The sequence below is a fragment of the Qipengyuania nanhaisediminis genome (assembly GCF_900115585.1).
Taxonomy (GTDB): domain Bacteria; phylum Pseudomonadota; class Alphaproteobacteria; order Sphingomonadales; family Sphingomonadaceae; genus Qipengyuania; species Qipengyuania nanhaisediminis.
In genome coordinates this window covers 1-25,843 of the sequence record NZ_FOWZ01000004.1, presented here as the reverse complement: position 1 = coordinate 25,843, position 25,843 = coordinate 1, and the positions used below count along the sequence as shown (strand labels likewise).

The following is a 25,843-nucleotide window of genomic DNA, read 5'->3' as shown; positions in this document are numbered from 1 at the left end:
GTTGAGGGAAGATCGTACCGAGTATCTTGCATCACCGCGACGACCAGCTCGCAGGGAGGCCTTCTTGAATGGTTGAGGCCATGTACAAGGTTTTGCAGATGTCTTTCGCGTCCATGTGCGAGCGTACATACCGAAATCGTCATGCCACGATCTCCAGCGCCGGTTGGCTGCCGGTGCCTTGCCAGAGGTCTTCCGCCAGCCCCTCCAGCCAAAGTGCCGCACATCTCGCTGCATCGGGATCTACCGCTCGTCGCTGACGCTCGACGTCGACCAAGCTCGCGGCGGACCACAGCCTGTCCCATGCTGCAGGTTGAGACGGCCATTGCCGCGATACGGCAGCGAGGCCCTCCCGGTCGAGAACTTCGGCCTTGCAGTATTGCTCATCGAAATAACGCCATTCGGGGATGACGATCCACGGCTTACCTGCGGCCAGCACCATATGCGCTGTCGTATTCCCGCACGAAGAAACAACGCGATCGGCGGCAGCCATCCAATCCGCCGGATTATCGACCCACCCCTTGTGTTCGAGATTGCCAGGCGGGGTTTCATGCCATTCGCTTCTCACCTGACCGATTGTGATCCAGTGGGCTGTAGGTTCAGCGCGCGCGCCCAGCGTCAACGGCGTGCCGGGGGTCCCCTCACCGCCGCCGCCGGCGATTACGAGGACTATATCGCGATCCGGATCGAGACCGAGCTTTCGTCGGGCTTCTTCTTTGCTTGGGAATGCGCGGCTCTCTACGCCGACCGCAGCGGCGTAGTGCGTTTTCTTGCGCAGGGTCGCAGGGCGATCGCTTTGCTCGAGCTGTTCGGCATAGGGCGCCAGAATGCCGACCGCGCTTTCATAAGCCGACATATGTCCCGCATCCGACCGCTCCCCGTGCTGGATTACAGCCACGTGCGGAACCGAACAGAGCCGGGCCAGATGAGCCAGCTCGGCAGAAACATCCGTGACGAATAACGCCGGACGGCGGTTAGAGAACCATTGTGTTAGCCTGGCGCATGCGGAGGTGATGCTGGGCCATCCCAAAGGCGCACAATGAACCGTATGGGGCATTGGCAGCGCGGCCATTGCCGGCGCTTCCTTGCCGGTCGGCTCGAACAATGAGGGGAGCGCGATGACCTCGATCCGATCGTCGAGTTCGGGGAAAATATCCGGTCTTGCGCAAAACAACGTGACTTCTCGCGAGCCTACCACCTCGTTCGCGATGGCCGCAGCACGCTCCGCATGTCCGCGCCCCTGGTGATGCACGAAATAACCGATCGGTCCTTCAAGGCTCATGCCGAAATCTCCATTGTGCGCCTCGCGCGGGCCCGTTGCGCTCTTTGGTGAGCCAATAGGCCTTCAAGGGCGCCAGACGCGTTGCTTCTTTTCGAAAGGTAGACATTCGGCCTATCGGCCAGACCAATCACCTCTTCCGCGTGGTTGCGCACGAGGATGGCGTTGCGGCAAACCGCCAGCATGTCGGCATCATTGCCGCTATCTCCGGCTGCAAATACGTTTTGCGCTTCAATGCCAAGCGATGCGGCCACATGTTTCATCGCAGCCGCCTTCCCCGCCTTCGGCGGCAGAATGTCCAGAAGGCGCCCGTGGCTGAATACTACACGTGCGGTGATGCCTTCCGAGTTAAGCACTGCCTCGATCTCGAACGCAGCACGGTGATCCGATACGAAGTAGCTGCGCTTATATGCACGCTGCTCATAGCAGGGCTGTGGCGTGAGGCCCGCCACCCGGCTCATAACCTGGTCGATGGCATCAGGGTCCCAACCATGGGCAATATGGTTCCAAAAGCTTTTATCGACCGCAAGTACACCGTCCTGTTCTACGTAGATTTCACTTCCGACCGAGGTAATATAAGCCAGAGGTGACGGCAGGGACCACTCTCGAAACAGCCTCCGGGCCTCTACGATGGATCGTCCGGTCGCGACTGCAAACCCGAACATGGGCTGTCTCTGCAGAAATGCTTTAAACCGTCCGATACCATCGCTGCAGCCGGTCAATGTATTGTCGAGATCGCTAACCAGCAGATATTTCGGTGCGATCGAGGACGGCGCTCTCTCTTCGACTATGGTTGAAGCAATTTTCCTGAAGCCGGACGCGTAGCTGTCCCAGTTCATCTCAAGACTTCTCTCGCGCCCGTTTTTCGAACAGCGCTGCCACAAGTCTGGGTCCTCGATCAGCCGCTCGATGGCTTGCCCGATCTCGACACAATCCGTCGGGTCGACGAGGATCCCGTGCTCAAGTTCGCCGACTATGTCCGACGCGCCCCCGATCTTGGTGGCGACCACTGGCAGTCCGTGTGCTGCAGCCTCCACCAGAGTTAGGCCATAAGGCTCCATCAGGGCGGGATTTACGAATACGCCGCGGGTTCTGCTCGCCGACGCATAAAGATCGCGAACCTGAGCGCGGGTGTGCGACTTTGGATAGGCCACATGACCGTAAAGATCATGCTCGTCGATTGCGTCGAGGATGCTGCGTAGGACCTCCCGGTGTTCCCGCTCTCCTGACGAAAAACCCTCCCGAAGCCCGGCTAGAATTACCAGATTGCAATTTTTCCGAAGCGCTGGAGATGCACCGAAGGCATGGACTAGTCGGACCAGGTTCTTTTTATGAACCGGCCGAGCAATAGCGAGCACGATGGGCTTGTCCGGGTCACGTAGAAAAGGCGCGATGAGATCGCTTGCGGAGGCTTGATCACCGGCATTCTTACAGCGATCAATTCCGGGTATCAGCCGATGGATTTTCTCGAGCCGGGCGGAAGGATAAGCGACCAATTGCCGTTCGCACTCGTCCCTTGACGAGCCAATGACTGCCCGCGCCCCAGAGATAGCGCGGTCTTCCTCCGCCACCCGTGCATCGAGCGCCGCGCAAGGAGTGGGCAGCGTCGAGCGTTTGTCCAGTCCGAGAGAATGTGCGGTATAAATATAGGGTATGCCGAGGGCCTTTTCGATCTCAATGGCGACATCGGCTGCGTCGGCGAAGTGAGCATGGACGAGATCAGGAAGGCGTTCTCGAGAACGAAACTCATCGATCAGGGCCGTCGTGAATGCCTTCCGATCGGACGAAAGTGCCTCTTTCGACAGGTAAGCCGGATTGCCACTGTCGATCCGCCTAATCACGAGTTTCGGGGCCAGCCATTCTTCAGGAAGGGCGTGTTCTGCCCCCAAACGCGGTTCGTCGAACCTGCGGGTCACGATCTCGGCAAGGGTCACGTCGGCTCGGCGCGATAACGCTTCCATTTCGCCGAGGACATATGTGATGTGACCACCGGTATCCTCGGTAATACCGTACCTTACCGGTTCGCCCTTCAGGCAACCGCCCAGCGCGAGCGATACAATATGCAAGATGCGTCCCCTTGGTGGCTTCGCATCATCAACAAGCCCTTCGAAGTTGCAGCACCTGACCTAATAATTGTTTGAAGCGAACCGATTCCTGAAAAGTGAACGCAGCGCAGATCTTGCGTCTGGGATCAGCTATCTTCTTTGCGGATGAGATACCGCCATACTCCCCATGCGTTGATGAGAAGAAGGACCGCATTCATTGCGGCAATAGGCATCGCGTCCTTTACCATCCCGGAGTAAATCCATAGGATCGACACGAGAGTAAAAAGCACAAACCCCCAGCCGGTAACGCGCCTTCCGATATCAAGAGCGATCAAGGCAGCCGCGATGATTGTGCCTATAGAGGCTACCCACTCCAATGGACCTTCCACGTCTCCGGCTCCTCTATACGGCTTTGTCGAGTATCGAACTTCCCTGGCGCGTTTCGGTGAACGTAACCGCTGATTGTTAGGTTTTGTCTCGCCAGCAAAATTCGAGGGAGACATGAGGGTGCGTTACTGTCCGGGCCCGTCCTCGCCGTGATCAGGATCCCACTTGGCTGTGAAAGGCGCGCTCGCGATCAGAAGTATCAGCACGATCGCAGACATGGTGATCGCTAGCCAGAGTTCGCCCATCCCGCATGTCAGTCCAATTGCACCGGCAACCCATATTGCCGCAGCCGAGCCCGCCCCCTGGACGAAATTGCCTTCGCGGAAGATCGCTCCTGCTCCAAGGAAGCCTATTCCCGTAATAACGCCTTCGATGACTCGGGTGGGGTCGATGTTGGAATTGCTATCATTGATTGTCTGCAGCATCTCGATCGACGCCATCACCAGACCGCAAGAGCCGACCGAAATGATGACGAACGGCCTGAAATCGATCGGCTTTCGCCTAAGAAAACGCTCCAGACCGATAAGAAAGGGAAGCACGGTCGCAAATGCGAACCTCAACGCCGCGCCCTGCCAGTCCATCGTTTCCGGTACGAAAAATTCCATGGGCCAAGCTACGCTTGGTGTCCCCAGCCGGTTCCAGCCAGTGCCCCATCAACCAATCGCCGGGTGCCTTTGCTTACCCGTCATCAATTGGATGTCGGTGCGGTTCTGGCACCTTTTATAAATTGGCATAGAAAATCCGTACGAGCGATGATCGCGCAATTCAGCTAGTTTGAAACGAGAGACGATCATTTAAAGTAGGTCGAATGCGGAAAAACTTTTCACCCGGGTGGCTGCTCGATTGCATTCTTTTCGTTGTGGCCACCGCTGGAACGCATCTCGCCCAAGTTGCGGATCGCCCGATCACGGCCGTTCTGGTGTACTTGGTAGGCGTCATTCTGATAGCCGTCCATTCCGGGGTCTATGCGGCTCTGATAGCAGCATTCGCAGCTTCGTTCGTTTACAACTTCCTGCTGAGCGAACCGGTGTTCGAATTCGGCGTCACAACCGTAGACGAGGCCGTTCCGCTTATCGCCTTCAACGCGACCGCGCTCATTACAGGGACCCTCGTCGGCCGCTTGCGAGATACCGCGAACAAGGCATCGAGAGCGCAGTCGGAAACAGCTTTCCTGCTGACCATCAGCGATCGTCTTCAAAGGGCGGTGAAAGTCGAGGAAATCGAGACCACCCTCCGTCAGATCCTGCCGACCCAGGGGGTGAGTTCGGTCCACATCTACCTGGCACAGGGGGACTTCTATGTGCGCCCCGGATCCGGTGAGGTAATAATGGACCGGCTGGCACCTCTCATGGAAGGCGTAGCGCAAGGGGATGCCGAAAAATCCCTGATACTCGAGCTTGCCGGCGCGCGCGGTACACTGGGGCTGGCGAGGTTTCGATTAACCGATCTGATCGAAGATCGGCCCCGGCTACCCGATCTGAAATCTATTTCAGCCTTGATTGCTCTCGCCATCGAACGGTGCATCCTGCTCGATGAGGTTGCGGAAAACCGGGCGCAGGCGCGAAGCGAGACGTTGAAGGATACGCTCCTCTCCTCCGTATCACACGATCTTAGAACCCCGATCACCGTTATCGAGGCGGCAGCAGGGGCGCTGGTCTCACCGAAGATCCGACTTCCGGAGGCAGAGCGGGTCACTTTGCTCGAGACGATCATCGAGCAGTGCCATCGGCTCGATCGCTATACTGGCGAGCTTCTCAATGTCGGACAGATCCAAGCCGGTTTGACCTCGACGTCGACCCAGGTGGTCGATCTGCGGGAGCTATCCACACTGGCCATCCGCCAGCTGCGCACCCTTCACCCCGATATCACGATCGAACGACAGTACGACGAAGATCCTGTCCTGGTCGATGCCAATCCGTCCCTGATCGAGCAGGCCATTTTCAACCTGCTCGATAACGCTCGCAAATACGGCCTGAATCAGACAGTTTCGCTCGGCGTGCGGACCGATGGCGAATTGGCGGAATTGACGGTTACCGACCAGGGTCGCGGGATCGACGATCGCGACAAGAAGCGGATGTTCGAACGTTTCTTCAAGGGCAACCATAACGGCAATCACGAAGGCTCGGGACTTGGTCTCTACATTGCGAAGGGGTTCGTTGAATCCTGTGGAGGGCAGATCGATGTGGTATCGCCGGTCGAAGAAGGGCGCGGGACGAGGATCGAACTGCGCTTCCCGCTTTGCAAAGACCGTTCACATCCGCCAGAGGACCAGTCACGATGAAAATCCTTATCGTTGACGACGAACCCTCGATAATCCGTACACTCAATCCGGTACTCACCGCGCTTTCGCACCAGGTTATCGAGGCGACCGACGCGAGCGAAGCCTTGCGAGCGATCGACAAAACCTCCGTCGATCTGGTCCTGCTCGATCTCGGGCTCCCGGACGCTGATGGCGCCGATCTGATCTCTGCGTTCAAGAGCCGTGCGCAGGCATCGGTCATCGTGGTTTCGGCGCGACACCTGGAGGCCGACAAGGTTCGCGCCCTCGATAGGGGCGCAGAAGACTATATCGACAAACCGTTCGGGATGGAGGAACTGCTGGCGCGAATTCGTGTGGTCGAAAGGCGCCTCAACGAAGCGAGCGGCAAGGACGCTGCCGTGTTCACGTCCGATCTGCTGCATGTCGATCTGAGAACACGACAAGTTCGATTGATGGACGAACCTGTCCATCTCTCTCCCAAGGAATTCGCAATCTTCGAGGCACTGGTGCGCAGTTCGGGACAAGTCGTTACCCAGCGCAGATTGATGATCGCCGGCTGGAACGAACCGGTCGTCGATGGCCAATACCTACGCAGCTATATCGCCATGCTGCGGGATAAGTTCGAAGAGGACCCTTCCGATCCCGAACTCATTCTCACCGAAAGCGGTGTCGGCTACCGGCTTGCCGAAACGTTGACGCCGGTCGGTTAAAAAAACGGCGCGCCGTTGAGAGCGCGCCGAGTTCAGAAGATCGCATAGGTACGAATGTAACCGGCAGACCCCAGGGTCATTTTGAAGTCAGGGAATCGGTCTGCCGGTTATGTGGACCAGGCCCTCCCTGATCACGACTGCAATATAGCCGGACAAATTCCGCAGTGTTCCTACGGAAATTATATGCGCGCGTTGAAAATCCGTACGAACGGGCGGGGATCGGGATGCGATATTGGTTCACGATAAGAGTCGACGTGACTCGACTTAGGAGTAGCCATTAAATGTCTCGAGTTCACACTGTACTGATCGCGCTTTCCATGGGTCTTGCCGTTGCAAGCTGCGGAAAGAAGAAGGTCGAAACCTTGCCTCCGGCTCCGGGCGCCGATGCGTCGACGGGCCAGTCGACCAGCAATCAGCCGATCCCGGGAAGCCACGCGGACTTTCTCGCGAAAATGGGTGGGCAGGACATCATCTACTTCGATACCGATCGCTATAATATCGACGATATCGATGCCGCAGCCCTCCGGTCGCAAGCCAACTGGCTAAGGCAGTACCCCAACAAGATGGCTCGCATAGAAGGCCATGCCGACGAACGGGGAACCCGCGAGTACAACCTCGCACTGGGCGAGCGCCGTGCCAATGCCGCGCGTAACTATCTCATCTCGATCGGCATCGACGGCAGCCGTCTCGCTGTCGTCAGCTACGGCAAGGAGCGCCCCGTCGCACTCGGTAGCAACGAGGAAGCTTGGCAGAAAAACCGGCGGGCTGCGACCATAACCATCGATTGATCGACAACGACACGAAGATACCGCAATTCCACGGGGGCCGGAGAATGACAAATGACCAAATCTTGGCCCCCATCGCTCGATCCCACGTCCCTGGCTTTTGCACAGCAGCAAGACCGCTTCGTCCGGCGTCAGGCGCTATTCCTGTTGGCGATATGCCTGTTTAGCCTGTCGATGGGTCTTCTGGTCTGCGCGTCGGAAGATGGTCAACAGATCGAGGCTGTCCGGACGGGTTCGGATCGACAGCGGTAAATAGAACAGGGTCGTCGCAAATTGCCCAAACATTCATACTTCCGGTCTGGAGCTTTCATACTTCTTGCCGCTTTCCAGACCGGTTGCACAGGCCTCGCGGCCCTGGACTCCGGCAATGGACCGAGCCTTACCCTGGCCACCACTGATCATGGGCAGCCTGGCGGCGACAGGTTCGTGCAGGAACGCGAATTTGGCACTTTGAGCGCGGGCGTCTTCGCCAGCGTCATGACGGTCCTCGCGGACCTCGGCTTTCGGCCGACTCAAGCGGATGCCACCTCAGGGTTCATCACGGCATCAGGGTCCGGTAGAGAAAGAATCGCGCTAGAAATCGGGGGACTCGCCCGCAGCTCCGACCAGACCTCCGTATCGGTATTCATCGACCGGTTATCGGACGATTCGACCGCCGTCCGGGTGATTTTCGCGCGCTCTCGAACCATGTCGGCAAAGGGGGAATCCTTGCAGCGCACGGTCCGTGAAGCGGAACCGTACGACACCTTCTTTTCCGCCCTGCAGGCAGAGATCGACCGGCGAAACGAACGGTTAGCCCGCCGAACTTCGCCCATGGAAGAGGACCCGATCGAACAGGGCAGTGTTCTGGTATCGGAAGACCCGCCTCCCTCAACGAGCGGCGACATCGATCCCATAGCCGGTTGAGGGGCCATTGCGCATTTCGGGCCCTTCCCGGCGTAGCTCCATCGCATTGTTTTCGCGATCGAATTACTGCTTGAAACCCCAAGCCATCGCACTGCCGGGGCGGACGTGGATGGCGCATATAAAACGCGTGGGAACGCCCATTCGAAGACCTTGGTAAATCTGTGTCGCCGAGGGGCGAATCGAGGAGCGATCGCCATTGAGGCAGGGTGACACTGGCAGGCTTCGTACCAAGCGAAGGCGCCACTAGGGGGTTACACAATGAATTTCACGATGAAGCATGCGCTTCGCGCATCGACTACTCTTGCCTGCTATACTTTTGCCGTTCTCGCCGCACCTTCCGCCGCCCAGGCCCAGGATAGTGCTGACGAATGTATCGTCGACGCATCGGGCGAATGTGAAGAAACCCAGGACACGGAAGAAACCGCCATCGTCGTTACCGGTTCGCGCATTGCGCTGCCGGTCAACCTGACGTCGCCCGTCCCGGTCACCTCGGTTACCTATGCCGACCTCTCTTCCGGCAACGTGTCGCTCGGGGATACGCTGAACCAGCTTCCCCAGCTCCGCGCCACCTTCAGCCAGGCAAACTCGACCCGCTTCATCGGCACGGCCGGTATCAACGCCCTCGATCTTCGCGGGCTTGGCACCGCGCGTACCCTTACCCTCGTCAACGGTCGCCGCCAGATTACTGCGACGCCGGGTGTCGAACGCGTCGATACCAATTCGATCCCTTCAGACCTGATCGAGCGTGTGGACATCGTTACGGGCGGCAATTCAGCCGTGTATGGATCGGACGCCGTGGCCGGTGTCGTCAACTTCGTCCTCGACGACGATTTCGAAGGCATCCGCGTTCGCGGGCAGGCCGGGATTTCCGACCGCGGCGATCGTGAATCTTATTTCACGAGCATCACGGCCGGGCAGAACTTCGGCGACGGGCGCGGCAACATCTCCTTCGCTGGCGAATATGCGCGCCAGGATACGCTCTACTTCACAGATCGCGACGGACAGACCGGCGCCTACAGCGGGCGCAACCAGTTCAACGCTACCGAGTTCACGGGCCAGATCGTCAACCCCACCATCGGTGTGCGACCTGCAGAACCGGCGACCGGCAACGGTATCCCCGACACTTCCTTCCTGAACGGAGTTCGGAACAACAATATCTCGGAAGGCGGTCTCTTTACCGCATCGTGTCCGACGTCGGCAGCAGCGGGCGAAACCACTGCGCAATTCAACGCCAGGCGGGCCGCTGCCTGTTCCGGCCTTGCGAATCCGAACAGCAGCAACGGCCTTGCGCAATTCGGTCGCACCTTCGTCTTTCAGCCTGACGGAAGCCTGATCGCCAATCCGTGCACTACCGATCTGCGTCCGCTCGGGTCGAGCAACTGCGTAGGCGGCCTTGGGTCTACCCTTCGCCTCACCGGCATGCTTTCGCCGGGTCTCGAGCGGTATTCGGCAACCCTACTTGCGCATTTCGAAATTTCGCCCGCATTCGATCCTTTCATCGAAGCCCGTTATGTCAATGTAACCGCCAACCAGGAAGGCCAGCCGACCTTCTTCAACAACACTTTCCGTCTGGACAACCCGTTCCTGACAACCCAGGCTCTGGCGACGCTCCGCTCGGTCCTGCCGTCCAGCGCTACGACCTTTGCTGCACAGCGTTTCAACGTCGACTTCGGCGGTCGCGGCGAGGATCACGAACGCGAGACCTACTCGATCGTTGCCGGTATCCGAGGCGAATTCAACGGCGATTGGCGTTATGAAATCGCGGCGAATTACGGCAAGTTGGAAACCTACTACGAAACGGCAGGGAATCTGCTGCGCGCGCAGTACGCCAATGCGATCGATGCGGTACGCAATTCGGCGGGCCAGATCGTATGCCGGATCAACGCCGACGCAAGCACGACCAATGACGACCCCGCCTGCGTTCCGGTGAACCTTTTCGGCGATGGAGCACCGAGCCAGGCAGCGCTGGACTATTTCCTCTACACGTCCAGCCGCGAGCAAGAAGCCACTCTATTGGACTTCACCGGGTACGTTGCCGGCGACCTCTCGCAACTCTTCGAGCTTCCCGCAGGCCCGATCAGTTTCGTCCTCGGCGGCGAATATCGCGAACAGACCGCTTTTGCCGCTTATGACCAGGCAACGAAGGATGGCCTTACCTTTCTGAATGCAATCTCGGACTTCGATCCGCCGAAACTGAAGGTGACGGAAGTGTTCGGCGAGATCAATGTTCCCCTGCTGGCCGATATGCCTTTCGTGCGCGAACTGAGCTTTGGCGCGGCAGGCCGGTTCTCTGATTACAACGTCGGCGAAACCGGTGGCGTGTTCGCTTGGAACGCCAACGCTATCTATGCCCCAATCGACGACATCAAGTTCCGCGCCGGCTATGCACGGGCAGTCCGCGCGCCAACGCAGAGCGACCTGTTCTCGGCGGCCACGCAAACGTTCATTAACGGCTTTACCGATCCGTGCAGCCAGACGCGCATTAACGAAAACCCCAACCGCGCGGCAAATTGCGCGGCGGCCGGGGTACCGACGACCCAGACCTTTACGGTCGGCGGCGTGACCACGACCGAGCCGTTCACCAATATCCCGGCATCCGGCATCTCCGCAAACAACGGCGGCAACCCCAACCTTGCCGAAGAACGCAGCAAGAGCTGGACGGTGGGCGCGATCTTCGAACCGCGCTTCCTTCCCGGTTTCTCGCTGACTGCCGACTATTACGACATCACGATCGACAACGTGATCTTCTCGCTCGGCGGGCAGCAGGTTATCAACCAATGCTATGACAACCCCTCGGGCATCGACAACCAGTACTGCGCAGCTGTCTTCCGCAACGCCAACGGCACGCTTCAGGGTCAGTCGAACGTCATCCATGCGGGTACGACCGTATCGCTGACTCCGACCGGCCCCTCGGCACTGATCGCGCCGTTCAACTTCGCCAAGCAGGAGACCTCGGGCGTAGACATGGACATGAGCTATCGCAGCAACCTTGGAGGAGAGCTCGAACTCTCGCTGCGCGGCCTGCTGTCCTATGTCATCAAGCGCAACAACTATACCGATGTCACCGACGTCGATTTCTACGACCGGCAGAAGAGTGAGCTCGGCGACCCCGCGTGGCAGGGTCAGCTCTCGGCGAACCTCAGCAATGATGACGTCAATTTCGGCTACCGGATGCGGTACATCGGCAGGCAGACGGTCAGCGCGAACTACGAAACGATGTTCTCGGTCCAGGATCGCGATCCGCTCAATCCGGACGCCTTGCCCTCCGCCTGGTATCCCGATGTCACCTACCATGATTTCCGGATCGACTTCGAACCGATGGATCAGGGCAAACTATACCTCGGCGTGGACAATGTGTTCGACAAACTGCCTCCTTACGACCTTCTTGGCACAGAGGCCGGCAACCCTTTCACTCCGGTGGGCCGCTTCTTCTACGTCGGTATCGAGAAAAAGCTGTGAGGATGATCTGAACCTCACGAAACAGTTCGGGTAATCCAGCGCGACAACCGGGGCAGGTTCCGTATTCCGAGTCGGGCCTATCTCAGACTGGACCTGAAACGAGGATCCCCTAGGGTCCTACCCCTCTAGGGCCGGAGTTAATCTCCGGCCCTTTTTGGTGCTGATACAGCGGCGTAGTTCTGAACCGCCGCGGCTGGATACCGGTCGTTAGGCCATCGGCATTCACATAGAGCGTGGCATGCCAGGAATGGTTGACCCATGGCGTATGTGCGAGACGGTATTTACCCACGATCTGCGTATAAAGATGGAGCGCGGCACAAGTGTCTTTCCAGGCCTCGAAAGGAATATCCGGCCACTGGTCAGTTTCGGTCATCGTCTTCTCCCCAATTACTTAGACGCGCGATTCCTTTTCGACAGCAGTCGGCAAAATGCGCCAAGGGATCATCATCAGCAACTCGGACAGCAGCGCAATCGCGACAAACTGCGTGATGACTTCGATTGGCGGCTGGAGTGCCAGCGACGTATTCAATCGGTGGGTCTGCCTGCAGAGGGGGCACTGCTCGGCTTGCTATGGCTCCCGCGCGCTGAGCCTGATGGCCACCTGGCCACCCCGGACGAACTGATCATGCCTTCGTCGACCCGTGTGTCCACAACAATGCCCTGTACTTCTTCCAACTTGCTGACGCGAAAGGCCTTCGCGCGATCATCGTTCAATCAAAACGAAGGGTGCCCAAGCGAATGGGCTTGCCGCCCCTTCGATACCACTTTCCGTGCGCAGCTGCCTGATCGCGTGATGCAAGGCATCGGCCTTCGTCATACCTCCCAGGTAATTGAGAACCGTTCGAGAGCTCACGAAAGCGGCGATATCGTCACGCACCTTCCAATGCGTCACCAGGAGATCGTCGGCCCCAGCTTGCCAGAAAGCCTGCGCGAGCCCTGAAAAAGCGGGGAGCCCCCCTCCCATTCCGGCCGCGCTATCGCATGAAGACAGGATGACCCAATCCGCCGGGATGTCGAGCCGGGCGATCTCGCTGGCGGTCAGGACACCGTCGTCCGATGCGTCTGCGCCAGTTGAAAGAATCAGCGCCGGTTCCGCTATGCCTTCGATCTCGCCCGCAACCAGACCATGCGTTGCCAGTACGAGGATGTCTGCGCGGCTGGTTTCTTCCCGCCGCATCGCCGCTTCGTTCGCTTCGGCTCCGATAAATAGCTGCTTGTTCTTCCACGGTACGGATGTCGCAATCGCACGAACTTCTTCAGCCGTGCCTGGCAAGGGCGGAAGAGTGGAAACCGCCAACCTGTCGACCGAGGTGCGCGTGAAAAAGTCCGAGATCTGCAGGCTAGCGGAACCAGCCTGTTCCGCCGTCGCAATTGTGAAGTTGGCGATCTGCGGAGCAGCAAAGGCGACGAGGTTCAAGGCATCACTCGTTACCTTGTCGGCGGACTTGCCCTCTCTTGGTGCAAGTGCCGACATATAGCTCAGGACGAAGCGGTCCGTCAGCCAAGCGGCATCGTCATCTTCACCCCATCCCTTCACCAAGGAGAATGGTAGTGACCCCAGCGGCCCGCTGGCATGAATGTGCAGCTTCTTCGTATTGGCCAGTTGGTCTCGCACCCCTTGCGGGAACAAGGCATGCCCGAGTGCATGGGAGGCGCCCTCATCCAAGGCTCCTACCCTGACACTGCTACCCAACGAATTGGCAAGATCGACCAGTTGCCTTCGACTTGTCGTCAATTGCACGGCATGTGCACTGTCCGGTGTCACAACCAGCGCGTAAGAGCCGTAGTAAACTGGAGCGACCGCGAACACGGCCTCGCCCTCTTTCAACGATGCCCGAAGCGCAGAGATCGATGGGGTTGTTTGCAAGCCCATACCAGCCCATGCGGGGAAGCGCTCATGAAGAGATCTTTCAGCGGCTTCATACTCGCTGCTGGCTTCATCCAACTCCACCTGCAAATCGGCTGCATTGCCGCCTCTGGCTAGCGCCAGCAGCATTGCCCGATCGGCTTTCTCAAATCGGTCGGACATTTGCCGCCTGAAGCTGAGCATCGTAGCCAATTCGGGGTGATCGGAACTTAGCTTTTCGGTACCCCGGCTAGCCGCACGTGCGATGTCCGAGCCGCTAACAAGCGACATTGCGGCAAGCATGAGAGAAGGATCCTGGTGCCTAGCAGCCGTTTCCAGCACCAGATCAATTGCAGCGAGATGACGCACTTGGAGACCTGCCGCCTGGTCAGACACGGTGGAACGGCGGATTGCTCCGAGCACGGCGTGCGCCGCCTCAGCCAGCATCCTATCGTCCCGGGATGGCGTGGCCGAAACCCGCAGCAATCTTGAAAACGCTATTTCGAAAGCATCGGTCGTGTCGCTTGCAAGAACGCGCTGCTCGTAGGCGACGGCATGACCGAGGGCCTTGTCGGGTAGATCGACAAGTCTGAGCGAGCGCACCAGATCTGGCACTATTCGCGATAGAGCCTCGACATCCTTGGTATCCTTACCAAGCCGCGAAAAAGCATCATCGAGAAGGCGTCGCGCTTCGGCAGGTTCGCCGAGCGCGAGAGATGCCTGCCCATTATACGCAAGGGCCAAGACGGGAAATGCGCTGCTCGGCCCCTGATATCGGGACATTATTTCCTCCGCCTCGGAGAATAGCGGTCGCACCTCTTCAAATTGGCGGCGCTGCAGCAGGATAGTGGCTAGATTGTGAATGCCATATCCGAAAATGAGCGTGTCTGCTCCCTCATATCGACGTTTGAGTTCCAGCGCATTGGACAGGAACTCTGTGGCCTCAATTGGCCTACCTGAGTTTGCGAGCACAATTCCGAGCATTTCGAAGGCGCGCGCATAACTGGGATGTGACGGGTCGACATGCGCGCTGGCCCTTTCGACAGCCGCGCGAGCGATCGCTTCTGCTTCCTGCATCTGGCCGGCCCTGCGCAGGGTTTGGGCGTAATTGTAGTACGCCGCCACCGTGTCGGGATGGTAAGGGCCGAGGCTAGCTTCCCGCGTATCGAGACTGGCTTTCTGGTAATCGAGCGCGTCCTGCGTGCGGCCCATCCGCAGGGTGATTTGGGAAAGGGAATGTTCGAGATTGGACTTTGCCAATATGGCGCCCGCACTTGGCTTGTCGGCAATGGCCTGCGTGAAGTCCCCGTAAGTCGCTTCGACCATCGCGAGCGCTCGCTCGGGTTCGCCCTTCTGGGTCCAAAGGACCCCTAGAAGCGCAGCGCTGTCGGCCATTGGTATTGGATAGTCCGCCATGTAGGGTCGGCTTTGGGCGATGCCCTCTTCCGCCAGTGCTATAGCCGTATCTATCTCGCCGTTCGCATATAAGAGCGAGGCTATCTTGAGCTTGGCTATGTGGGCCAGGGGATGAACCGAACCGTCTTGGAGGAAAGTCTTGGATGCCGCCTCCTGAAGCGCTTTCCATCCGGCGATAATCCGTCCCCTGCCCAGAGCGTCCTGCGCCTCGTTTTCCTGAAGGTCGTTGGCACGCGCCTCCAAGGCCCGAAGATGGGCAAATTGCGGAAGGTCGGTCGAGTACGGCGAACTCTGCTCGCTGGCATGGGCGGCGTCTACTACGGATGGGGCCCAAAGAAGCGCAGCGACAAGCGAGAGGCACCTAATCGAAAACGAGGTGATAGCGCGCATCCTCCGGTCCTGTATTATATAATTCTATGCGGAAACGCTGGGTATATGTCGGCACGAAACGACACTCGCGCGCATGAGCGGGTGATTTCTCGCAGACGATCTTTCCATCACCTCTGACTATGCGAAGACGTAATGTATCTCGTGGGGCGGTCCCGGCAGCGATGCTTACAGCCTTGCCGCCAAGCAGGACCTGTTCAGTATTGATCCTGGATCCGGCTGCCAAGATTCCGCTCAGATATGCAGGGCCAAGCACCCTGCCGCGCATAGCAGGCGGGGCTGCGGCAATGCTGCTGCGCCACGCGTTCAGCTTGGCCTCTCCATTTGCATCCGATGGAGTTGCGCCCGCCAGGTCGACAGACTGCAAGTGATTGGCCAGCGCTTTGGCATCACCGTTCTCGAAAGCGACATCTGCCATCGCCAGGTCATTTGCTAGCCGTTCGACAGGAGACATCGCTCTGGGCGCCGTGGAGCCTTGCATAAGCGGCCTCGCCAGAGAGTTTTCAGCCCCCCCTTGCGAGGTGCAGCCTGCCAGCAAAACCGTGGCAAGCAGCGCAAGGAACCCCAACGCAGGGACGCGCCCCGGGCCTAGAACATGATGGCGATGAACCATGGCTCTCAAACGCACTCGCTGCCCTCGCTTGGCGACAATACGAACCTTGCACCGCCTTCATTGTCGCAGATGCCGAGAAACAAATCGTGACGTTGCGCGATCGCTCTTGCAAGGGCGAGTCCCATTCCGCTTCCCTGCGTGTCCGAGCCGGCGGTCGTGCCCCTGTAGAAACGTTCGAAGATTTTCTCGCGCTCTGCTGCAGGAATGCCCGGACCCTGATCGACAACGCTAAGGCGTGGGCCAGGCTGGAGGGAGACAGTGATATCGCCCCCTGGCCGATTGTACTTGAACGCATTGTCGAGCAGGTTCGTGACGATCCGTCGCAATTGCGCTTCATCCCCCAACACGTTTACGTCCTCCGCGATTTCCCATTTCAGGTGATAGCCCGCATCTTCCGCACTATCCTGATATAGTTCGCAAATCTGCCTCACCGTAGAACTAAAGTCGACCGGGTTCATACCCTTCCAATCTCCCCGGTCGGCTTGGCTGGCAGCAATATCGAGCAGCGCCTCCAGAGTACTGACGAGGCGTTTTATATCGGCACGGGCTTCCAGCAGTTCTGCAGTAGTCGACTGATCGGGCTGCCTGGCGATCGCCTTCATTATGCGGCTGTCGAGATGCATCAGCGGCGTGCGAATTTCGTGTGCTATCTGCTCGGACGTATCACGATAGGCCTGTGTCAATTGCCGAGCCCGCCTGACCGCCTGGGACGCTTGGCTCGCGATCTGGTCGATCTCGTCCGGGTTTCTTGGAGCCGCCATGCGATCCAGTGCAGGTTCGTCGTGCCTGCGAAAGGCGTCGCTGACCCGGCTCACCCTGTCGCGAACTCTCACACTGGCGATTTGCGCGAACAAGGCTGTGCAGCCTACGAACACGGCACCACCAAGCAGAAAAACCAGGCTCACCCGAGCGAGCAGGAAAGAGCGTTCGGGCTGCTCGTGCGCAACGAGAAGCTGCAAGTTTTCCGATATCAGCGTCGCCCGGGCGTACGCTTCGCTACGGTTGCCGATCGCGATTTCTCCACTTTCCGATATCGCCGGATCAAGGTCGGGCCATTCGGTAAGATCTCCAGCAATCCGTTTGCCAGACCGGTTTGCCAGCAAATAATGCGCGCGCACCCCATCTGTCGGATTGAGCGCAAGCCTGTCGTCGATCCGTTTCTCCAATTCGGCCTGACCTCCGCTGGAATAGATATCGACCAGGCCAGTCAGATCGACATCGACGCTTTCGCGTGTCGAGGCCGCAAAGGTTTCTTGAATTGTCTGGTCTGTCGTCCACCACAAACCGGCAAGCAGTATTGCGGACAGAACTGCCGAAAGCAGGACGATGCGGGTAAAGATGGAGCGGGAGAAGATTATGATGCGCGTCCCTGCAACAGGCGATATCCGGTACCCCAGACTGTCTCCAGCGCCGGGCTATCGAAGCCATCTTCAAGCTTGCGTCGCAATCGCCCGATATTGACGTCGACCACATTGGTCTGCGGATCGAATGACATATTCCACACATCGCGCAGTAGCATCTCGCGGGTCACGACCTCGCCCGCATTTTCCATGAAGTACCGAAACAACTCGAATTCGCGAGGGCTAAGACCGATGTGCTGGTTGTCGCGAAATGCTGTGCGGGCTTTTACGTGACACTCGAATGTACCGAAGAGGATGACCGCGCTGTGTTCGCGACCGGAAGCGCGTCGGTTAAGCGCCCGAACTCGCGCGATCAGTTCGATAGGTTCGAAAGGCTTAGCGAGATAGTCGTCTGCGCCCGCCTCGAGCCCCTCTGCGCGGTCGCTTGTCCGGCCAAGAGCGCTCAACATCAGGATTGGCGTACTTACCCCGATGCCGCGCAGGCGTTTTATCAGTTCGAGTCCATCGGCATCGCCGAGCATCCTGTCGAGGATGATGACATCGAAAGATTCCAGTCCGGCACGTCTCAATCCGTCGGCGCCATTGCTCTCCACGGCAAGGGTGTCCCCCTGCTCGCGGACAATATCGCTCATCTCGGCGGCAGCGCGCGCATCGTCTTCGATATAGAGTAATTTCATCTACACCACCTCACCAGCTTCGCCGCTGTCCAAAATCCCGCTGCCCCCATTCTTCGGTTTGCATCATTCATGGCGCAACCGAAAAATCGGACCTCTCCCAGGTTAGGAGAGGTCCGTAGGTGTGCGGGCAAGCCCGCCGGGTCGCAAAAGAAGGCCTAGCAGGTTTGCGCATCCAATCCTGTGACAAGTCCTGTTAAGAGATCCGGCGACCCTCCGCGACTGGGGTGAGCGCACACCTCTAACAGTCATTGTCATCTTTCTATCAGCAAACGTGCATTACGCATTCGCCTCGTCAGGCGTAGCCAAGGGCCGTCATTTGAGGCGGGGGGTCGCATGCGTTCTTATTTTCTCCGAACCGGAATTCTGTCTGGCGTCGCATTCGCCATGTCGGGCCTTATGATTTCGGGACCGGTCATGGGACAGACAATCAAAAGGTCTACCCCAGAACAGCAATGCGAGTTTCTTTACGCCGAGATCATGCTGAGCCGGATGGGGGGACCAGGCGGTCGTGTCGTGAGCGAAGAGGAATCCCGCTGGGCCGATGAACAGCATGCGAGGGTAGAGCGCGGCGAACCCTGCGAATTCCCGGCCGACGAAAAACGTATCCGTGATCTGTATGCGGATGCCGATCGGCTCTCCAAGTTAGGCGATGCCGCAGGCGCGCGCGCGATTTTGCAGGCCCTGTGCTTCGAAGATGCCGATGACGTTGCCTGCCAGAACTATGGCGTGATGGCCATGACCGGTGAAGGCGGCGGCGTCGACATGGCCGAAGGGCGCAGGGCCTTCCTCATAGCCTGTGACCAAGGCCTGTTGAAAGCCTGCCAGAATTATGCGGACGCTCTGCTCAATGGCGAAGGCGGTCCTGTCGATGATCCCGGCGCTTTGGGGATCTACGTCGAGCTTTGCCAGAAGAAGTACGGCGGCCGCAATTGCTTCAGGGCCGCCAGGATGATCGAAGATGGCCGCGGGGTTACTCAGCCGGACAGGGCGAAGGCGTACGAGGGATACATGGCCGCTTGTCGGCAACTCTACACAGAGGGATGCCTCAGAGCGACCGACATGAAGAAGGAGGGCGTATAACGTGGTCCCCCGGATGAATTTCGCCCTCACTTGCTTCATCGCAATAGTTGGTCTTGCCGCGAAGCCCGCCATCGCTGAAGCTACTTACGATAACCCCGTGATTGAAATCCATCGAGGCGGCCTCGCATATGACGCCGCAGGCGAACGTCTGGCGGCCCTCTCGATGTTCGGCCAGGCCTGCGACATGGGCCTGCCGGCTGCCTGCACCATGGCCGGCCAGATCGAACACGAAACGGCCAGCAACGAGAAGGATCACATCAGGGCCGCGCGGATGTTTGCGAGGGCTTGCAGGGCGGGCGACGATGTGGCCTGCAAGTTTACGGGAATGGCGCTCGGGCCTCTGTCCCGCGCGAATTCCACCGAACCCGATGGGGTCATGACCTTTGCCTTGCTGGCGATGGGCGAAGAGTGCCGTCATCCCGGAGGCGAAAAGGCCTGCGTCGATGCTGCCCAGTTGCTTGGGGAGGTAGAAGAGCCAGGCATCGATCTTGTCGCCGTCAAAGCCTACGGCTTGCGCGCCTGTAAGAAGGAAGTCTCCACGCACTGCAGGGGCGCAGCCATGCTTCCTGGGGGCACGCGATCCAGCGATGAAACATTTCACCGCAACGACCTCCTGTGTGCGACCGGCTGGGCTGGTGGATGCGACGCCCTGCTCGAACCGCTTATGGAAGAAACAGCCGGAGTGGATGCAAAGCGCCAATTAAATGCATTGTCGGCAGCGTGCGACGAACGCGTCGGGATAGCCTGCGCTGACCTTGGCCTCTATTATTCCCAAGGGCCGGAGAGCGCCCGAGATCCAGGCGCAGCCTATCGCTATATGCGCTACGGCTGCGATGCATTCGTCGCCAAGGCCTGCTTCGCATTCGGTGTCATGCACAAGAAAGGCATCGGTGGGCGGATCGATGAGAAGCGCGCAGTTTCGCTCGTCGCCCATGCCTGCGAACTGGGGTCGCCCAAGGCCTGTGCAACGCTCGCACGTATCGCGGGCGAAAGCGAAACGGGAACAGCTGCTGGCATCGCTGCAGCAGAGGCTCTTCGCAGGGCATGCAGGCTTGGCGACACGTCGTCATGCACCTCAGGGAAACGCTGATCCATGACCTCGGTACACTCACCGATGGTGTTTTCGCTTGCAGGCGGGATCCTGTTGGGACTCGCAGCGGCAAAACCAGCCGCAGGAAAGGCGGCACCGCACGAAGAGGTCGACGAATTCCCGAACCACGCCCTCGTCTGCCCGGACGGTGGCTATATGAGCGGGTGCGACGACGAGACGATCGAACGGGCGGTGCGGGTGGAAGACGCCGAACCGGCGGACTTTGCCGAGCGCTGCCTTTATGAAACCGAAGCTGCATGCCGTGTGGCTTCGAGCGGGCGCATCGGTGCTTTCGGAATCGTGCCAGACCTGTATTGGCAAGTGCTCCACCTGCAACCAGTGGACGGTCCTCGCACCGAAATGCTGGTGTTGGCGGAGCATCGGGAAACTTTTTTCTATCTGCTGTCGTCCCGGCAGGTCGATGGCTACCTCGATGCACCTATTGCGGTTCATGGTGCAGATGATGGCGAGAACAGTCGGTTCCTCCTGCATATTCCGGCGGTGAACCGAGCCCTGGGGAATTCCGATCTCGTATTCTTCACGAGGGGAGAGGGCTGGAACTGGACCGCTGCGGCATCGCTTTTGAAGCAGGCCGACCAGCTGCTGCCACCCGAATTCTCGACAGCCTCACCCGTCAGTTTCAATTTCCATGAGATGACCGCCTTCGCACCGGTGCGCCGCGACGATGATGCGGGTTGCTGCGCGATCGGCGGAGTGGTCGTGCTGGATTTCGAGCAATCTGATCACGGCCTAAGGGTTAGCTCCGTCACCTTTACCGAAAGCAAATCCGTCGGAGCTGCCAGGACGGTTCATGCCGAAGCGAACGGCGGAGCCCTGTCAGGAGACGATGAATGATACACATGAAGAAGCCGTTGGCGGCAGTTTTGCTTCTGTCGGCTGGTTCGCTCGCCGCAGCGGATGCAGCGCTGACTATCGTGCCCGGCGAATGGGAAATCGAACTCGTACGCGAAGGAGGCGCTACGTTCAGCGACAGCACCGCCAAGGACGGTCATCGCAGTGTGGATGAGAATCGTGTGATTCAATCGAACACGATGTGCCTGGGACCGGACAAGGCGACGCTTCAGCCCGCTATGCTTGCTCCGAATTGTCGGATCTCGGATGCGACGCAAACCGGAAGGAAGTTCGAGGCACGTCTCTCTTGTCCCCACCCGACCATGACGATGACAGGTAATCTGACCATCGAAGTATCCGGCGATGGCAAGAAAGCTTTCGGGGTCCAGGTTCTAAGCGGCGGTGGCAACACGGTGGGTGCTACCATGATCAGCCGGCTCAATATGAAACGGATCGGCGATTGCGAGGGCCAAGACAAATGACTTTTTTTCCTGCCCGAATGAAAGCGACCGCCTTGATCGCCGCTCTGTCCTGCACCTTGGTTTCGCAGACAGTACATGCACAGGACCAACAGCAAGCCACTCAAGCCCAACAGGTCCAGAGTTTCGTAAACATGTACCGCATGGTCGATTACAGCCTCGGCGCGAACGAGAGCTGCGATCTCTTCACTATCGGAAACTATCGCGCCCTTTGGCTCCTGCACAGCATGTTCCGCAGCAAGCTGAGAGCGGTCGCGACTGACGAGCAGCTCGAGCAAATGCGCCCTTTCGACAAGGCGAAGCAGGCTTGGAACGGTTGTATCAAAAGAGCCGATAATGCCGAGGCGTGGTCGATTATCGACAAGAGCGAACTACTGGCCGAAGCGCTGATCGCCGCGCCGCTCGAGGTCTCGATCGAACCCAAGGACTGCCGCGTGGCATGGGGAGGCCCCGCCCTGAGCAGGAATGAATGGGGCTATGCTGCGACCGCAGCGGTTTCCAAATACGACAAGGCTCCGAACAAGGCAGAATTCGAAGCGCTGCAAGGTGAACTTGCTGCCATGATCGATGAAGAGTGCGTCAAACGGCAGTCCTCGGAATTGATGCAGGCAGGGTACGAGCAATTGCGTCACACCGAGGACAACCATCTGTTTTTGCAGAAAGGCAAGCCTGGCAAGAAGCAGGTTTTCACCTCGGTCGGGTCGGATATCGTTAGCGACCCTGTGTCTGATGATTTCGGTATCTGGAGATCGCGGCGTGGCGGCTTCAGCCGGTACCCGACCGGAACCGGCGTCATTGCCTATCGCGTCCTCGACACGAGTGATGTGGACGTAGCCCTCTTCATGCTTTCCCGACCAGGCACCTATTCGGCCGGGGGCAAAATGTACCTCTCCAGGGCCGGACGAATGACGGCACGCATGGACGGCAATTTCGATGCGATTGAATTGCGGATTTCGAACGGACAGTCCTATCCGCTGACCAAACTTGGCGGCCAGGGAACCGGCAACTTTACCGCATCTTCGAAATTCGCCCTTCCCGCCGACGCGCAAGGGAAGCTCGCAAAGCTCAATGACGAGCTGACGATGACCATCGCCTATCGCATCGATGGCAAGGATTGGGCGAGTTTCCTGGAGATAGGAAAGGACGCTTCGACCAAGGAAATCAGCTTGGATGACATCCGGTCCTCATTGGAGTGGTCGAACGCTCCGATAGCCACGAGGGACGACCGATGACGCGAAATTTCCTGGCAATCCTGCTGGCATTCGGCGCTTTGGCTTTTGGCCCTCCCGCGCAGGCCGGCAACGCCCCTGACACCGAGCGATCGAAGATCGAACGATCGTGTTTCGATGGCAACCAGAATGCCTGTCTCAGTGCAGGGCGGATCTTCGCCAGACTGTCGGGTGAGGAGCGCGCGATCAAAGCGCGCGAAATGTTCGCCCAGGGATGCGACCTCGGCAACGCACAGGCTTGCCACCTGCTCGTCCCGATGTTGCTGGAAGGGCGCGGCGGTCCTCAGGAACTGGTCATCGCCGCGCAGATATCCGGCATCCTTTGCGAAGCCGGATCGGGTCAGGGATGCAGCTGGCAGGCAAATGTTCTCGCACGGGTTGCAACCCTGGGCGGAAAAATCGATCCCGCCAAGCTCACGGTTGCCCGCAAACTCTATCTTCAAGCATGCGATATGGGGGCGATGGACGCCTGTGGCCAGGCCGGCGCCTTACTCGCCACCGGCACAGGAGGGCCATCCGACCCCAAGAGCGGATATACCCTGCTCGAGCGCGCCTGTGCAGCCGAGCAGTGGCAGGCCTGCGCCAATATCGGTGTCATGGCCCGCGACGGGCTGGCGCATGATGCGGACGAGGCATCGGCGCGCAGGTACTTGAAGATGGCCTGCGATGGCAAGATCGCCACCGCCTGCAACGATCTGGGTATCATGTGGATGCAGCTGGCAGATCGCGGCGAGGGCGAAAGCTGGCGCGAACCGGCGCTGGGTGCATTCACAGCGGCTTGCGACGGGCTGGACGGCGCTGGTTGCTCGAACGCTGCGAGGCAATTGCGTGAAGGTCGCGGCGTGCCCCAAAACCTTGAGGGCGCATACGATCTCGCGCTCAAAGGATGCAACCACAAGAGCGGCGGTGCCTGCTTCATCGCGGCCGATATGCGCATGGCGGGCGAAGGGGTTGCGTTGGATCGACGGATTGCCGCCAATCTTGCGCGTAAAGCCTGCGATCTCGGGTACGCTCCCGGATGCGGCACGTTGTCCGGCCTATCGGCATCGGATTGATCGAACTCTCAAACAAGGAAGAGACCATGAATAAATCATCATTCTCAGTCGCTGCGCTTGCAATCGCGAGCATCGCCACATCGCCGCTGGCTGCAAAGGAGAGTGAAAACGAAAAATCCATGCGCCAGATCGCCGAATGCGGATATGTTATTTATCAGGTTGAGCGCGAGGGCATTGCGTTAGAGTACGGCGCGGAAACGTGGGATTCCATCGTCTCCCAGGTGAGCCAGGGCACCGGCCTCGAAGCGCGTCCCTATCTCGAAATGGCGCAAGCCAAATACAAGCGGATGGAGCGGAAGATGGGGGCGGACTACACCTTTGAACGGCTCAAGAAACGTGCCCTGGAATGCAATGCCCAGCTCTAGCGCCTTGAGGATAGGCGCGCGGTTGCTCGCCATCGGTTCGCTTCTTGCCCTGCCTGGCGCTCTGGCCGCACAAGTGAGCGAGGAACAGCAGGAAGCTGTCCTGATCTATGAGTGCGGCAAGTCCCTGGTTTGGGCGGAAGCCTATTCCGACGAGGTACTGCGCGTCACGAGCGATGAGGTGTGGGCGCATTTCGACCAGTTCGCGGCGAGCCATTCTATCAGCGAGGCCAAAGCGGCGATTGCGCTCAATGGGTACTGGCAGGAAATATACGACGAAGACGGGGCGGAAGAGCTAGCCAGCATGATCATGATGGCTGCGCTCTCGTGCGAGGACAAATATCTGAAGCGTCGCGAGCAAGTCGCGGCCACTTCGGAAGCTGGCCGTTTGGTGCGTGAGCTGAGTGTCGAGCAGTTGCAAAGCCTTCTTGAGCGGACTGACGACGCTCCCAGCGTAGCCGATTACATCGTGTACCAGATGCCGAACGGCAAGGATCCTTTCGCCGACAGTCCGAAAGGCGAACTGCTCGGTCGTCTCGTCGTGGATGCCGGCGCGAGCGGGATCAGACGGTTCAGTGATGCCGCAATCCTCGCAATGGTCGGAGCGCGGTATTGGCAGTACAATCCCGCTGCCACTCGCCTTGTCGATGCCGAGTACCGGCGGCGATTGCGTGATCGAAACTATTCGGAAGCTCAAGGTCGAAGCTGGACCCACCGTGCAGCTGCCGACCGAGCAGAACAGGCTCGCCTAGCCAAAGCCAAGCCGGTTGGCTCTATCGGCAGGCATTGCGACAAATATCTTGAGCCGGCTGGCCCTGGCACACCTGCCGCCTGGGTCACGAAGTGTAGTTCGAGATAGTACCGTGAGTTAGACAGTGCGTGGACAATCAGTCATTTGAACCAGGTCTGAACTCGAAGGGTTCGTGCAGTTTCTCTTCCAGCCTCAAACTTAAAGGAAAGTAATTAACAGGTATGTCTGATCTTTCGGCGCCCCAACGATCTCGAATCTCGTGAAATATAGATTTCATCCTGCACTCCATGTCGAATGGGCCCCATGATATTTAATCATCAATCGCAAGGATCAGGTTCGGCCTCAGGCGCGTACCCGTCGGCTGGCAGTCGCCTGGATCGAAAACTGAAAAAGGTTCCGCATGGCGTCGCAAGCTGCGTTCGATGAAAGGTTGAACTAATAGCAGCTTTCGGGGGAAGGCCACGAACACGCGAGCGTCGGAAAAGGGGCGCATTGCGGACTGGAGACAAGCCATACGGTCAAGTTTAGCTTGCCTCACGGTCACGGTCAGCTTGTCCGAGGGAACCCCTCGGACAAGCAAATCGTGACCCTAGTTGGAACGGAAATCCGCGATCCGCGCCCGCACTTTACAAGCTCAATAAAAGCACAATTTGACCGTGGCGACGTAAACAAGAAGCAGTGACCGTGGACCATCAAAAAAATATCGGCTGGCTCGTGAGACCTGACGTGACCCCCAGCTTTCCCCCAGCTGGGATTAGAGCCGGACCGCGTTGTTGCGCATGAGCGCGGTTGAAGCAATGGGCTGCGTAGCGGAGCC

Annotated in this window: 22 protein-coding genes; 13 read left to right on the top strand and 9 right to left on the bottom strand. The window is 58.8% G+C overall.

Annotated features, from left to right (window positions below; translation table 11 throughout):
* Positions 1–139 precede the first annotated feature (139 nt).
* The 3 genes from BM173_RS11375 to BM173_RS11360 form a co-directional block, all read right to left on the bottom strand.
* Complete coding sequence (locus BM173_RS11375; RefSeq protein WP_090481725.1) at positions 140–1,279, bottom strand: glycosyltransferase family protein; 1,140 nt, start codon at positions 1,277–1,279, stop codon at positions 140–142.
* Positions 1,276–3,342, bottom strand: coding sequence for an HAD-IIB family hydrolase (locus BM173_RS11370; RefSeq protein WP_090481722.1), 2,067 nt, complete (start codon positions 3,340–3,342; stop codon positions 1,276–1,278). The genes BM173_RS11375 and BM173_RS11370 overlap by 4 nt, the downstream gene beginning before the upstream one ends.
* Positions 3,343–3,833: 491 nt before the next feature.
* Complete coding sequence (locus BM173_RS11360; protein WP_090481717.1) at positions 3,834–4,313, bottom strand: MgtC/SapB family protein; 480 nt, start codon at positions 4,311–4,313, stop codon at positions 3,834–3,836.
* A gap of 203 nt (positions 4,314–4,516) precedes the next feature.
* Between BM173_RS11360 and BM173_RS11355 the strand changes: the two genes are divergently transcribed.
* From BM173_RS11355 to BM173_RS11330, 5 genes are all read left to right on the top strand, one after another.
* Positions 4,517–5,989, top strand: coding sequence for a sensor histidine kinase (locus tag BM173_RS11355; protein ID WP_090481714.1), 1,473 nt, complete (start codon positions 4,517–4,519; stop codon positions 5,987–5,989).
* Positions 5,986–6,678 carry a response regulator gene (locus tag BM173_RS11350; protein WP_090481711.1) on the top strand — a complete coding sequence of 231 codons (693 nt, stop codon included), beginning with the start codon at positions 5,986–5,988 and terminating at the stop codon, positions 6,676–6,678. The genes BM173_RS11355 and BM173_RS11350 overlap by 4 nt, the downstream gene beginning before the upstream one ends.
* Before the next feature lie 281 nt (positions 6,679–6,959).
* Entirely contained in the window at positions 6,960–7,466 is a 507-nt protein-coding gene (gene pal / locus BM173_RS11345) for a peptidoglycan-associated lipoprotein Pal (RefSeq protein ID WP_090481709.1), read from the top strand.
* A gap of 423 nt (positions 7,467–7,889) precedes the next feature.
* The gene (locus BM173_RS11335; protein ID WP_143089635.1) at positions 7,890–8,369 is read left to right on the top strand and encodes a hypothetical protein; all 480 of its coding nucleotides are present in this window, start codon (positions 7,890–7,892) and stop codon (positions 8,367–8,369) included.
* Between the two features lie 258 nt (positions 8,370–8,627).
* Positions 8,628–11,828: a TonB-dependent receptor domain-containing protein gene (locus BM173_RS11330; RefSeq protein WP_090481701.1), complete on the top strand. Its 3,201-nt coding sequence runs from the start codon at positions 8,628–8,630 to the stop codon at positions 11,826–11,828.
* 109 nt (positions 11,829–11,937) lie between these two features.
* Here the strand turns inward: BM173_RS11330 and BM173_RS11325 are convergent, their stop codons facing one another.
* The 6 genes from BM173_RS11325 to BM173_RS11305 form a co-directional block, all read right to left on the bottom strand.
* Positions 11,938–12,201 (bottom strand): DUF5996 family protein, encoded by a 264-nt coding sequence (locus BM173_RS11325; protein WP_177201885.1) that lies wholly within the window; start codon positions 12,199–12,201, stop codon positions 11,938–11,940.
* An 18-nt stretch (positions 12,202–12,219) separates the two neighbouring features.
* Positions 12,220–12,357 carry a hypothetical protein gene (locus BM173_RS14610; RefSeq protein WP_177201888.1) on the bottom strand — a complete coding sequence of 46 codons (138 nt, stop codon included), beginning with the start codon at positions 12,355–12,357 and terminating at the stop codon, positions 12,220–12,222.
* Between the two features lie 174 nt (positions 12,358–12,531).
* Complete coding sequence (locus tag BM173_RS11320) at positions 12,532–15,090, bottom strand: CHAT domain-containing tetratricopeptide repeat protein (RefSeq protein ID WP_218152648.1); 2,559 nt, start codon at positions 15,088–15,090, stop codon at positions 12,532–12,534.
* A gap of 361 nt (positions 15,091–15,451) precedes the next feature.
* A complete protein-coding gene (locus tag BM173_RS11315) occupies positions 15,452–15,895 on the bottom strand; it encodes a hypothetical protein (protein ID WP_143089634.1) in 444 nt (147 codons plus the stop codon).
* A gap of 200 nt (positions 15,896–16,095) precedes the next feature.
* Positions 16,096–17,256 carry a sensor histidine kinase gene (locus tag BM173_RS11310; protein ID WP_245755872.1) on the bottom strand — a complete coding sequence of 387 codons (1,161 nt, stop codon included), beginning with the start codon at positions 17,254–17,256 and terminating at the stop codon, positions 16,096–16,098.
* 188 nt (positions 17,257–17,444) lie between these two features.
* Positions 17,445–18,128 carry a response regulator transcription factor gene (locus tag BM173_RS11305; protein WP_090481689.1) on the bottom strand — a complete coding sequence of 228 codons (684 nt, stop codon included), beginning with the start codon at positions 18,126–18,128 and terminating at the stop codon, positions 17,445–17,447.
* A 414-nt stretch (positions 18,129–18,542) separates the two neighbouring features.
* Between BM173_RS11305 and BM173_RS11300 the strand changes: the two genes are divergently transcribed.
* From BM173_RS11300 to BM173_RS11265, 8 genes are read left to right on the top strand one after another with little or no spacing between them, the layout of a single operon-like run.
* Positions 18,543–19,208 carry a tetratricopeptide repeat protein gene (locus BM173_RS11300; protein WP_143089633.1) on the top strand — a complete coding sequence of 222 codons (666 nt, stop codon included), beginning with the start codon at positions 18,543–18,545 and terminating at the stop codon, positions 19,206–19,208.
* Between the two features lie 13 nt (positions 19,209–19,221).
* Positions 19,222–20,298, top strand: coding sequence for a tetratricopeptide repeat protein (locus BM173_RS11295; protein ID WP_090481684.1), 1,077 nt, complete (start codon positions 19,222–19,224; stop codon positions 20,296–20,298).
* Positions 20,299–20,301: 3 nt separating this feature from the next.
* Complete coding sequence (locus BM173_RS11290; protein WP_245755871.1) at positions 20,302–21,153, top strand: hypothetical protein; 852 nt, start codon at positions 20,302–20,304, stop codon at positions 21,151–21,153.
* The gene (locus tag BM173_RS11285) at positions 21,150–21,632 is read left to right on the top strand and encodes a DUF3617 domain-containing protein (RefSeq protein WP_090481681.1); all 483 of its coding nucleotides are present in this window, start codon (positions 21,150–21,152) and stop codon (positions 21,630–21,632) included. The genes BM173_RS11290 and BM173_RS11285 overlap by 4 nt, the downstream gene beginning before the upstream one ends.
* Entirely contained in the window at positions 21,629–22,861 is a 1,233-nt protein-coding gene (locus BM173_RS11280) for a hypothetical protein (RefSeq protein ID WP_218152647.1), read from the top strand. Before BM173_RS11285 ends, BM173_RS11280 begins: the two co-directional genes overlap by 4 nt.
* The gene (locus BM173_RS11275) at positions 22,858–23,913 is read left to right on the top strand and encodes a tetratricopeptide repeat protein (RefSeq protein ID WP_090481678.1); all 1,056 of its coding nucleotides are present in this window, start codon (positions 22,858–22,860) and stop codon (positions 23,911–23,913) included. The genes BM173_RS11280 and BM173_RS11275 overlap by 4 nt, the downstream gene beginning before the upstream one ends.
* A 26-nt stretch (positions 23,914–23,939) precedes the next feature.
* A complete protein-coding gene (locus BM173_RS11270; RefSeq protein ID WP_177201887.1) occupies positions 23,940–24,278 on the top strand; it encodes a hypothetical protein in 339 nt (112 codons plus the stop codon).
* Entirely contained in the window at positions 24,265–25,134 is an 870-nt protein-coding gene (locus BM173_RS11265) for a hypothetical protein (RefSeq protein ID WP_090481672.1), read from the top strand. The genes BM173_RS11270 and BM173_RS11265 overlap by 14 nt, the downstream gene beginning before the upstream one ends.
* Positions 25,135–25,843 lie beyond the last annotated feature (709 nt).

Bases quoted from the DNA above. Each gene is read 5' to 3' on its own strand.
- BM173_RS11375 (WP_090481725.1), bottom strand. From the start codon at position 1,279: ATGAGCCTTGAAGGACCGATCGGTTATTTCGTGCATCACCAGGGGCGC.
- BM173_RS11360 (WP_090481717.1), bottom strand. From the start codon at position 4,313: ATGGAATTTTTCGTACCGGAAACGATGGACTGGCAGGGCGCGGCGTTG.
- BM173_RS11355 (WP_090481714.1), top strand. From the start codon at position 4,517: ATGCGGAAAAACTTTTCACCCGGGTGGCTGCTCGATTGCATTCTTTTC.
- BM173_RS11350 (WP_090481711.1), top strand. From the start codon at position 5,986: ATGAAAATCCTTATCGTTGACGACGAACCCTCGATAATCCGTACACTC.
- pal (WP_090481709.1), top strand. From the start codon at position 6,960: ATGTCTCGAGTTCACACTGTACTGATCGCGCTTTCCATGGGTCTTGCC.
- BM173_RS11330 (WP_090481701.1), top strand. From the start codon at position 8,628: ATGAATTTCACGATGAAGCATGCGCTTCGCGCATCGACTACTCTTGCC.
- BM173_RS11325 (WP_177201885.1), bottom strand. From the start codon at position 12,201: ATGACCGAAACTGACCAGTGGCCGGATATTCCTTTCGAGGCCTGGAAA.
- BM173_RS11320 (WP_218152648.1), bottom strand. From the start codon at position 15,090: ATGGCGGACTATCCAATACCAATGGCCGACAGCGCTGCGCTTCTAGGG.
- BM173_RS11315 (WP_143089634.1), bottom strand. From the start codon at position 15,895: ATGGCAGATGTCGCTTTCGAGAACGGTGATGCCAAAGCGCTGGCCAAT.
- BM173_RS11305 (WP_090481689.1), bottom strand. From the start codon at position 18,128: ATGAAATTACTCTATATCGAAGACGATGCGCGCGCTGCCGCCGAGATG.
- BM173_RS11300 (WP_143089633.1), top strand. From the start codon at position 18,543: ATGGGACAGACAATCAAAAGGTCTACCCCAGAACAGCAATGCGAGTTT.
- BM173_RS11295 (WP_090481684.1), top strand. From the start codon at position 19,222: ATGAATTTCGCCCTCACTTGCTTCATCGCAATAGTTGGTCTTGCCGCG.
- BM173_RS11290 (WP_245755871.1), top strand. From the start codon at position 20,302: ATGACCTCGGTACACTCACCGATGGTGTTTTCGCTTGCAGGCGGGATC.
- BM173_RS11285 (WP_090481681.1), top strand. From the start codon at position 21,150: ATGATACACATGAAGAAGCCGTTGGCGGCAGTTTTGCTTCTGTCGGCT.
- BM173_RS11280 (WP_218152647.1), top strand. From the start codon at position 21,629: ATGACTTTTTTTCCTGCCCGAATGAAAGCGACCGCCTTGATCGCCGCT.
- BM173_RS11275 (WP_090481678.1), top strand. From the start codon at position 22,858: ATGACGCGAAATTTCCTGGCAATCCTGCTGGCATTCGGCGCTTTGGCT.
- BM173_RS11270 (WP_177201887.1), top strand. From the start codon at position 23,940: ATGAATAAATCATCATTCTCAGTCGCTGCGCTTGCAATCGCGAGCATC.
- BM173_RS11265 (WP_090481672.1), top strand. From the start codon at position 24,265: ATGCCCAGCTCTAGCGCCTTGAGGATAGGCGCGCGGTTGCTCGCCATC.